The organism is Streptomyces sp. NPDC059900, assembly GCF_050270335.1.
Lineage (GTDB): Bacteria > Actinomycetota > Actinomycetes > Streptomycetales > Streptomycetaceae > Streptomyces.
The window spans coordinates 1884-10821 of sequence record NZ_JBNNJZ010000274.1; the positions used below are offsets into that span (position 1 = coordinate 1884).

Below are 8938 nucleotides of genomic sequence, written 5' to 3' on the forward strand. Positions count from 1 at the left end.
ATGACCTTGTACGCCTGGATGCCGCCGGCCCGCGGGGTCAGTGGCACCATCACGAGGCCGGAGCGGCGCACGGGTCGCAGATGGACGCGGGGGTCGCCGGTGGGCGGCGCCGCGACGAGATCGTCGAGCGGGACGCCGTGCGCCCTGGCCAGGGGCAGCAGCTGCTCCAGCGTGGGATGGAGCTTGCCGTTCTCCAGACGGGACAGCGTGCTCGCGGTGAGGCCGGTTTCCGCTGCCAGTGCTGCCAGCGTGGCGCCGCGCGCCTGGCGCAGGGCGCGCAGCCGCGTTCCGACGCCGGCCAGAACGTCTCCGGTGGGGTCTGCGGGGTGGGCGGAGTCTGCGGGATGTGCGGCGTCTGCGGGGGTGTCCATGCCTCGATGATGCGGATCCGCAACTTTTCTTGCAAGGGCGAAACCGCGCTGGCGATGCTGTCGGTACATCCGACGAGGGGACAACTCACATGGACTTCACCCGACGCCCGGGCCCCACCCCCGGCACCGGCACCGGAGCTGACACCGGTACGGCGGGCGCGGACGCCGCGCTGTTCTGGGAGCGGCACTACCGCGCCCGGCCCGCCGCAAGCGCCCGCGTCAACCCGTTGCTCGCCGAGACCGCCGCCCCGCTGCATCCCGGCGCCGCCCTGGATCTGGGCTGCGGCGCGGGCGGCGACGCCATCTGGCTCGCCGAGCAGGGCTGGCAGGTCACCGCCGTGGACATCTCCACCACCGCCGTCGACCGTGTTCGGGACCGCGCCCGCGATCTCGGCATCGCGGACCGGGTGACCGCCGAACAGCACGACCTGGCCGCGAGCTTCCCTGCCGGCCGGTTCGACCTCATCTCTGCCCAGTATTTCCAGACACCGTTCGCGCTGCCCCGCAGCCAAGTCCTGCGTACCGCCGCGGCAGCCCTGCGCCCCGGCGGCCTCCTGCTGATCGTCGACCACGGCTCCACGGCGCCCTGGTCCTGGAACCAGGACCCCGACATCCACTACCCGACACCCTCCGAGATCGCCGACGAACTCGCCCTCGACCCCGCGCGCTGGTCCGTCCTGCGCGCCGACATGCCCCGCCGCCGGGCCACGGGCCCGGCTGGCGAGACGGCCACCGTCATCGACAACGTGCTGCTCATCCGGCAAGCGGCCGGATGACCGCCCGTCCATCCCGCCCAACTCCACGCCGGAACGGAGCAATTGCGATGCCAGCAAACCCTGCAACCCGTACGCAGCGATCCCGGCCCCGGGCCAAGGACGCCGGCCCGCCCTCGACGGGCGCCGACGAGAAGGCCACGCTGCGCGGCTTTCTCGACTATCTGCGCGCCGCGATCGCCGACAAGGTCGAGGGCGCGCCCGAACCGCAGGTCCGCACACCTGGGGTTCCCTCGGGCACCAGCCTCCTCGGCCTGCTCAAGCATCTGACGTACGTGGAGCGCTTCTACTTCCTCGGACAGGACGCCGGAGACTGGCGTGCCACGATGCGGCCGTCCTCGCAGGACACCGTCGACAGCGTGCTCGCCGGCTACCGGGAGACCGTGGAGCGCGCGAACCAGGTCATCGACGCCTGCCCGGACCTTGCTCTGCCGGCTCCGCGCGCCCCGCGCCCGGGCCAGGCACCTTCGCTGCGCTGGGTCCTCGTCCACATGATCGAGGAAACCGGCCGCCACGCGGGCCACGCCGACATCCTGCGCGAACAGCTCGACGGTTCCACCGGCCGCTGACCGGCGGGGGCGGCGGCGAGGACGGCTGCGGACACCGCATACAGTCCTTCGGGCACCGGTCGGGCCGGATCCCGGCCCCGGCCTGGAACGCAGCGGAGGAACGGACTTGAGCATCACGACCCGGACGGTGCGTTATGCCACCGGCAGCGACAGCAAACTTCTCGACATCCATGCCTCAGGGCAGCGGGACGAGCGGTGTGTGCTGCTGTGGCACGGCACGGGTCCCGATGAGCGGGAGGTGATGGCCACGCTGGCGCGGGAGATCGCCGGGGCGGGCCCCACCGTCCTGGTGCCCGACTGGCGTTCGGACCAGCCCGACGAGGGCCGGGAGCATCTCACCGCCTCCTTGCGCTTCGCCCGCGACTACGTACGCGAACACGGCGGCGACAAAGGCCAGTTGGTGCTCGCGGGGTGGTCGGCGGGGGCAGGCGCCGCACTGGGCGTGGCCCTGCAGCCGGAGCTCTTCGACGGCTGGCGCCCAGCCGCGGTGGTCGGCATCGCGGGCGGCTACCGGCGTCCGGCACGCACCACGGGCACCGTGCCGTTGCAGGCAGTCGGCCGGGCCGCGGCACCGGTGCCCGTACGCCTCGTGCACGGCGCCGCAGACATGGTCGTGCCCGCCGATTCCTCGCGGGAACTGCACGAAGCCCTGCGCGCCCATAGCTGGGACTCCCGGCTGTCCGAGCCGGACGCGGACCATGCCGGGGTGCTGGGCTGCGTGTACGACCCCGCCGTGCAGCGGTGTGTTCCCGCGGCCGAGGCTTCCGTGTCGGCTCTCGGGCGCGCCACGGCCCGCGTGACGGCGAGCGCGGCGCTGCCGGTCACGCGGGCGTGAGGCGCTGCTCCCGCCGGTTCTGCGGGAGCGTGCAGCTCACTGGAAAGCCGGCATGACCTCCTTGATGAACAGTTCCAGGGACTTGCGCTTCTCCTCGTGGGGCAGGCCGGTGTCGATCCAGAAGCTGTACTCGTCGACGCCGAGTTCCTCATAGGCGCGCAGCCGCTCGATGACTTCTTCGGGGGTGCCGATCATCGCGGTCTTGTGCAGCGCTTCGGGTTCGAACTCCGGGCGCTCGGCGAACTTCGACTCCGGGCTGGGGGCGAGGAATCCGTTGTCGGGGGCGGTCTTGTTGCCGAACCAGGCGTCGAAGGTCCGGTAGAAGCGGTTGATCGCCTCCGCGGCCGGGCGCCAGCCGTCGGGCTGCTCGGGTGAGTGGACGTGCGTGTGGCGCAGCACCATCAGGTCCGGGCGCTCCACCTCGGGGTGGTTGGCCACGGCGGTGTCGAACTTCCGCTTGACAGCCTGAGGACGGTCGCCGATGTGTACTCCGACGGTTTGATCACGACGGTGTTGCCCGCGCACAGAGCAGGGGCCAGCTTGCTGCCGGTAAGGGTCAGCGGCGAGTTCCAGGGGGTGATCGCACCGACGACGCCGAGCGGCTCGCGGGCCGTGTAGTTGAGGACCTGGCGGTCGGAGGTAGGGATGAAATCGCCGTGGATCTTGTCGGCGAGTCCGGCGTAGTAGTGGAAGTACTCCGGCAGGGTGTCCAGTTGCCCGCGCATCTCGCGCAGCAGTTTGCCGTTGTCCTGCGTCTCCATGCGGGCGAGTTCTTCGGCGTTTGCGGCGATCAGGTCGCCGAGGCGGCGCAGGAGGTGGCCGCGGCGGGTCTGGCTCAGGAAGGACGGCGACAGCGCCGAGCAGGTGATGCGCGAGCACGTGCGGGCCAGCCGGCGCGCCCTCCTCGCCAGGCTGCCCGTCGGCGGCTCGAGCCCGGCGGAATAGCGGGGTCGGGCGGCGGGCTGCCCCTACCGCAGCACCGCCGCCAGCAGATCGGTACCCAGCGCCGTCAGCGCGGGCAGGTTGAGGGCGTAGTGGATGTAGCGGCCCTGGCGTTGGGCCGTCAGCAGGCCGGCCCGGCGCAGCACGGCCAGGTGGCGGGAGACCTCGGGGGGTGTCAGCTCCCAGGCGTGGGCCAGCTCGCCGGTGGTGTGCGGGCCGCGGGCCAGGGTGCGCAGCAGGCGCAGCCGCAGCGGATGGGAGAGGGCCTCCAGCCGTAGTTCGACCGTCTCGAGGGGCACCTGCCGGGGCGGGTCCGGCTCGGCCACGGGGTATTGCACCACCGGCTGCCAGCCCGGGGCGTGGACCACCACCAGGTGCGGGCTGTTGAAGACGCTGGGGATGAAGGTGATCCCGCCGGGGTGGGCGGCGGTCGCCTTGTCCTGCAGCTTGTCCACGGTGATGCACGCGCCGTCCGCTGCCAGCGCGATCGCGCCGGAGACCGAGGCGAGCGCCGCCCCGATGCCCTGGTGTTTGAGCAGGTCGTTCTTGAGGCGCAGGTCGGCGGCGAGCTGTGCGGCGGCACCGGTCCATGCGGCGTCGAAGAAGGCCTCGGCGCACTGTTCGAGGGTGTGGCGCACCCGTGCCCGCACCGCGGCCGGATCCGCGAGCAGCCGTTCGGCGAAGGCCTCTTGGCGGGCGCCGCGGGCCTGGGCCAGGTCCAGGGCCCGCTCGCGCGCGGCCGCATCCGTGAGCGGCGAGCGCGCGACGCTGCGCATCCGGGTGCTGCCGCACGTGGTGACGAGCGCGGCGGTCGCGTACGTGTCGTCGTCGATGCGGTCCACGTCGTCCAGCTCCCGGGCCAGGGTCGACCGCGGACGGGCGGGCAGCAGGAAGTCGGCCTGGGAGGAACGCCAGAGGAATTCCGCCTCCTGCAACCGCTCGGCCAGCTGCGGTGACAGCACGGAGCGGACGTCCGCGGCCCACCCGGCCAGCTGCGGGTGATGCGCGGGGGCGGCAAGCACATGCAGCATCGCGGTCAGCTCGGCCAGCGGCGATGCGGCGAACCGCAGCCCGTCGGACGGCAGTCCGGTGATGTCGATGCGCAAGGTCATCCCTTCATCATCGCTGACCGGAGAGCCGGTCAAGGCGTGGGTTGACGGGGTCCGTCAACCCACGGGCCACCCCCGGTCGGCCCGCCCCACGGTGAGCCCATGCCGACCACCCCCAAGATCAGACCCCGCGCCCTCATCCGCGCCTCCGGAGGCCCCCGCTACGCCGTCGCCCTGGCCGTGGACGCGCTCGGCACCGGCCTGCTGCGGCCCTTCCTGCTGCTGTACGGGGTGAGCGTGCTGCACCTGTCGGCGCCGCTCACCGGCACCGCCATGACGGCCGGGGTCGTCGCCGGTCTGGTGTGCATGCCCGCGCTCGGCGGCTGGCTGGACCGGGGCGCGCGCAGCACGGCCGTCGCGGCGTCGATGCTGGTGCGGGTGGCGGGCACGGTGCTCCTGCTGGCCGCCCCGTCCGGCAACGTCTGGCTGTTCGGGTCGGCGGCGCTCTTCCTCGGCGTCGGCAACCAGGCCTGGCCCGCCGCGCACGCCGCCCTGGTGGCCACCCTCTCCTACGGCCGGGAGCGGGATGCGGCGCTCGCGGCGGGCCGCGCCCTGCGCAACGCCGGGATGGGCGTGGGCGCGCTCGTCGCCACCGCCGCTCTGGCGGGCGGCACCCCGGTGTTGCAGGCCCTTGCGGCCGTCACGGGGTGCAGCTACCTCGCCGCGGCGGCCCTTGCCTGGTCGGTCCGGCTGCGCGCGGATCCGGCCGGGGCCGCGCTCGCCGGCCCGGCCGGGACAGCGGACGGCGAGCCCGCGTCCGGCATGCGCGCCCTGCTCGCCGCCAACGTGATCTACGTCTTCTGCCTCAACGTCCCCGAGATCGCGCTGCCGTTGATCCTGATGACCCAGCTGCACGCGTCCCCGGTGTGGTCGGCCGGCATCTTCGTGGCCAACACGCTCCTGGTGGTCACGCTGCAGGTGCCGCTCACCGTGCTCCTCTCGCGCTACTCCCGGCGGTCCGTCCTCGCGCTTGCCGGGGTGGTGCTGACCGTGTCGTACCTCGGTTTCCTCGTCGCTGCCTCGCTGGCGGGCGGCTGGGCCGCGCCCGCCGTCGCCGCGGTGTCCGTGCTGTGCACCCTCGGCGAGATCATCTACGCCGGCACCGCCACGGCACTGGTCACGATCCTCGCTCCGCCGCACGCCCTGGGCCGTACCCTCGCCCGTTTCGAGCTCTCCACCGGCTTCGGTCTGGCCGTCTCTCCCGCCGTCATCACCGCTCTTGCCCCGCACGGTGCCACCGCTCTGTGGGGCAGCCTCGCCGCCGCGACGCTCGCCGCCTCCGCCGCGCCGCTACGCCGGGGCGCGTAGCACCAGGCCGGGGTAGATGTCGTTCGCGTCGGTCAGGACGGGGTGGTTCTCGGCCAGGAGCCGCTTGGCGGCGGCCGGGTCGTCGTAGATGCGCAGGGCCACGTCGTCGAGTGTTTCGCCTTCATGGACGGTGACGAAGCGCGGGGCGAGCCCTTCCTGCCCTGCGTCCACCCGGTCCTCGACCTCCTGGACGCCGATGACGTTGCCCAGCGCGAGCAGGATCTTCTCCTTCTGCTCCTGCACCGCGGCATCACCGGCGACGGTGACCGTGGATCCCTCGACGCTCACCTGGAAGTGGTCATGCGTCAGCCCCAGGCCTTCCAGGCGTTCCTTGAGCTGGGCGGCCGCCTTGCCCGGCTCGGCCGCCAGGGGTACTTCCAGCCGGTGCCCTGCTCCCGGCGTGAAGCTGTACCTCGCCATGTGCCCTCCAAAGTCCCGCCGCGAGGCGATCCCAGAGCCGTCCTCGTCGTCGGCCTCCTCTCCTACCTACCCCGCTCAAGAGACACCTCTCGCTCAATCGCCACGTACGTCGGAATTGTGACGGCGTCCTCCGGTGCCGGGCCTCCAGGGGGGTCATCACATCTCCGACACGCCGGGTTAAGGTCGCCCTGTGCGAGAGCAGCGGGCCATCTGGCGGACGGAGCCGGACCTGGTGACGGCGCCGCAACCGCTGCTCGGTGACCGATGAGAAAGACGGTGCGGGTGCAGCCATGGGAGACAACGTGACGAACATGCCATCCGTGCCCTCGCCCGACGATCAGCCCTCGTCCCGGCAGCCCCTCGTTCCCGCCGACGAGTCGGAACAGCTGAGGGAAACGGCCAGGCAGTTGCGCGAGCAGGTGACCGAACTGGAGGTCCAGGGGCGGACACGCGCCAGAATCGCCCTGGCCGAGGGTGTCCTGGTCGAGCGCTATCGCCTGCCGAACGCCGAGGCGGCCTTCTCGCTGCTCCGCCAGGCATCCCAGCGGGCCAACATCAAGCTGCACCAACTGGCCTCGGCGGTGGCCCGCACCCCCGGACCGGCGCCGGGCACCCGGGTGTGGCTCAGCGGCCGGGTCCCGCATCCGATACCCGACCTGGCCCTGCTCGGGGCCGGCACACTCAACGCGGCCAACCAGGGCGAAGTCCTGGGCGCCGCCCTCCAGCGCGTCCTGACCGTCACCGGCACGGACATGGGAAACGTCCAGCTGGTCGAGGACGGTGTCCTGCGCATGGCGAAACACGCCGGTCTGTCCCGGCAGTTCACCGACTACTTCGCGTTCGTCGACGGGAACACCTCCTGCTCCCGCGCCGCCGCCGCCAGCCATCAGGTCACCGTCAAGGAGGTGGCCTCGTCGGCCGGCTTCGACGACGACACACGCCGGGTGATCCTCTCGGCCGGCAGCCGGGCCTGCCACAGCATCCCGCTCGTCGACGACGAGAACGCCGTCCTCGGTGTCATCTCCTCCCACCACGCCCGCCCCCTGCTGGGCTTCACCCAGGCACAGCTGCGGGCGCTGGACGCCACCGGCCGCGCCCTGGGCAGCTGGATCAAGTGGCACCAGCGCACCATCCTCCTCGACGCCCTGGAGGACCTGCACCAACTCGCTCTCAACGCCCCCCGATAGGGGCCTCGGCCGCAGCCACCCGCTGCGGCCGGGTGCGCGTGCCCCAGCGTTCCAGCCAGGGGCCGACGGCACCCACGGCGGCGAAGAACGCACCCAGAAGCAGCCAGCCGGCCGTGCCCAGGCCGAGTACGACGGTGGTGAGGAGGGCGGGGGCGAGCGCCTGGCCCGCGCTGAAGCCGAGCCCGAGCAGCCCCTGATACTGCCCCTGTGCATGGTCAGGTGCCAGGCCGAAGCCCAGGGCGAAACCGGCGGAGGACTCCCAGATCTCCCCGAGGCTGTGCACGAAGATCGCTGTGAACACGAGGGCGACGGCCGCCCATACGGGAGCGTGCGCGCTCAGGGCCATCATCGGACAGCTGACCAGGAAGAGCAGTCCGGCCGTGCGGAACGCTCTGCCGCCGTCGCGCGGGGTTTCGATGCGCGATCCGATGCGGGTCTGCAACAGGACGCAGACTCCGGCATTGATCGCGGAGACCGCGGCCACGGTCCAGCGCGGTGCGTCCGTGTGCTCCGAGATCCAGATCGGCAGCAGCAGGGACACCACCGGGTACTGCAGCCCCATCGCGCCGAAGAGGGCCGTGAAGGTCACGAACGGCCGGTCGGTGAGAGCGATCCAGCGGCGCTGCTGCGACGGTGGCGCCGCCAGTGCTCGGTAGTGGGGCAGCAGGAACAGGAGGAGGGCGCACAGGGCGAAGCTGGCCGCGTTGCCGAGAATCAGCACGAGGTAGGCGGTACGGGTATTCGCCGCCACCGCAAGTCCGGCGCCCACGGTCCCCAGGACGACGCCCAGATTGACGTACGTACGAAGCCTTGCCCGGAACAGCGCCGGGCGGTCGGTGCCGACCCGGACCACGAGGGCTCCCCAGGCCGCGCCGCCGGCGGCCGCGGCCAGCTGGTCAACGGCGGCGACGACCGCAAGGGAAGGCCAGCTCCCGACGAGCAGCAGAGCGGACATCGCAGCCGCCTGAACCGCCAGGGCGAGCATCATGATCGTGCGCGGCCCGCGCCGGTCGGCCAGGTGCCCTCCCGGTATCCCCGCGAGCAGTCCGATCAGGCCCGCGACCGTGAGGGCGGCTCCCACTTGCACGGCCGGCAGGCCCACGACCAGGGTGAAGTAGAGCGCCGACGCCGAGTTGAAGAGCCCGTTGCCGACCCGGTTCACGAAACTGGCCACGATCAGCACATGCTCTGCTCTGCGGCCCCCCGCTATCCGGCCTGTCCGGCCCGACGATCTCCCCTTGATCATGGGCGCAGGCTAGCAGCGGCGCCGGTCGCCATCAGGGTGCGCCGAGTGGCCCGGGGACGCTTGGCCTGAGCGGGTGACCTGGCTGGTTCCTTCGGGGCACGGGTGTTACGGCGGTCGCCGTGCGGAGAACGAGTGGAGTGTTCGCCTCCACCTGAAGGAGCACAACCATGCGTGTTCG

11 protein-coding genes are annotated in these 8938 nt (G+C 72.1%); 5 read left to right on the forward strand and 6 right to left on the reverse strand.

Annotation, left to right across the window (positions count from 1 at the left end):
* The coding region (locus tag ACQKIP_RS28490; RefSeq protein WP_427744498.1) for a helix-turn-helix domain-containing protein at positions 1-371 on the reverse strand (371 nt) is incomplete at its 3' end.
* Positions 372-460: 89 nt separating this feature from the next.
* Here ACQKIP_RS28490 and ACQKIP_RS28495 point away from each other — a divergent pair.
* From ACQKIP_RS28495 to ACQKIP_RS28505, 3 genes are all read left to right on the forward strand, one after another.
* The gene (locus ACQKIP_RS28495; protein ID WP_365856363.1) at positions 461-1147 is read left to right on the forward strand and encodes an SAM-dependent methyltransferase; all 687 of its coding nucleotides are present in this window, start codon (positions 461-463) and stop codon (positions 1145-1147) included.
* Positions 1148-1194: 47 nt separating this feature from the next.
* Positions 1195-1713, forward strand: a complete 519-nt coding sequence (locus ACQKIP_RS28500; RefSeq protein ID WP_365856361.1) for a DinB family protein — start codon at positions 1195-1197, stop codon at positions 1711-1713.
* Between the two features lie 106 nt (positions 1714-1819).
* Positions 1820-2548, forward strand: a complete 729-nt coding sequence (locus ACQKIP_RS28505; protein WP_365856359.1) for an alpha/beta hydrolase — start codon at positions 1820-1822, stop codon at positions 2546-2548.
* A 36-nt stretch (positions 2549-2584) separates the two neighbouring features.
* Here ACQKIP_RS28505 and ACQKIP_RS28510 read toward each other — a convergent pair whose 3' ends face one another.
* The 3 genes from ACQKIP_RS28510 to ACQKIP_RS28520 are packed head-to-tail and all read right to left on the reverse strand — an operon-like array spanning position 2585 to position 4602.
* Positions 2585-2986 carry an LLM class flavin-dependent oxidoreductase gene (locus tag ACQKIP_RS28510; protein ID WP_365856357.1) on the reverse strand — a complete coding sequence of 134 codons (402 nt, stop codon included), beginning with the start codon at positions 2984-2986 and terminating at the stop codon, positions 2585-2587.
* Complete coding sequence (locus ACQKIP_RS28515) at positions 2950-3459, reverse strand: aldehyde dehydrogenase family protein (RefSeq protein ID WP_427744503.1); 510 nt, start codon at positions 3457-3459, stop codon at positions 2950-2952. The genes ACQKIP_RS28510 and ACQKIP_RS28515 overlap by 37 nt, the downstream gene beginning before the upstream one ends.
* Positions 3460-3516: 57 nt before the next feature.
* A complete protein-coding gene (locus ACQKIP_RS28520; protein WP_365856355.1) occupies positions 3517-4602 on the reverse strand; it encodes a DUF5937 family protein in 1086 nt (361 codons plus the stop codon).
* A gap of 99 nt (positions 4603-4701) precedes the next feature.
* Between ACQKIP_RS28520 and ACQKIP_RS28525 the strand changes: the two genes are divergently transcribed.
* Positions 4702-5907: an MFS transporter gene (locus ACQKIP_RS28525; RefSeq protein WP_365856353.1), complete on the forward strand. Its 1206-nt coding sequence runs from the start codon at positions 4702-4704 to the stop codon at positions 5905-5907.
* On the opposite strand, the gene ACQKIP_RS28530 is transcribed toward ACQKIP_RS28525, so the two are convergent.
* Positions 5890-6327 carry a BON domain-containing protein gene (locus ACQKIP_RS28530; RefSeq protein ID WP_365856351.1) on the reverse strand — a complete coding sequence of 146 codons (438 nt, stop codon included), beginning with the start codon at positions 6325-6327 and terminating at the stop codon, positions 5890-5892. The two genes, ACQKIP_RS28525 and ACQKIP_RS28530, sit on opposite strands and share 18 nt — an antisense overlap.
* A 311-nt stretch (positions 6328-6638) precedes the next feature.
* Between ACQKIP_RS28530 and ACQKIP_RS28535 the strand changes: the two genes are divergently transcribed.
* A complete protein-coding gene (locus ACQKIP_RS28535; protein WP_365857094.1) occupies positions 6639-7514 on the forward strand; it encodes an ANTAR domain-containing protein in 876 nt (291 codons plus the stop codon).
* Here the strand turns inward: ACQKIP_RS28535 and ACQKIP_RS28540 are convergent.
* Positions 7498-8688, reverse strand: a complete 1191-nt coding sequence (locus ACQKIP_RS28540; RefSeq protein ID WP_365856349.1) for an MFS transporter — start codon at positions 8686-8688, stop codon at positions 7498-7500. The two genes, ACQKIP_RS28535 and ACQKIP_RS28540, sit on opposite strands and share 17 nt — an antisense overlap.
* Between the last annotated feature and the right edge of the window lie 250 nt (positions 8689-8938).

Bases quoted from the DNA above. Each gene is read 5' to 3' on its own strand.
- ACQKIP_RS28535 (WP_365857094.1), top strand. From the start codon at position 6,639: ATGCCATCCGTGCCCTCGCCCGACGATCAGCCCTCGTCCCGGCAGCCC.
- ACQKIP_RS28525 (WP_365856353.1), top strand. From the start codon at position 4,702: ATGCCGACCACCCCCAAGATCAGACCCCGCGCCCTCATCCGCGCCTCC.
- ACQKIP_RS28520 (WP_365856355.1), bottom strand. From the start codon at position 4,602: ATGACCTTGCGCATCGACATCACCGGACTGCCGTCCGACGGGCTGCGG.
- ACQKIP_RS28530 (WP_365856351.1), bottom strand. From the start codon at position 6,327: ATGGCGAGGTACAGCTTCACGCCGGGAGCAGGGCACCGGCTGGAAGTA.
- ACQKIP_RS28495 (WP_365856363.1), top strand. From the start codon at position 461: ATGGACTTCACCCGACGCCCGGGCCCCACCCCCGGCACCGGCACCGGA.
- ACQKIP_RS28500 (WP_365856361.1), top strand. From the start codon at position 1,195: ATGCCAGCAAACCCTGCAACCCGTACGCAGCGATCCCGGCCCCGGGCC.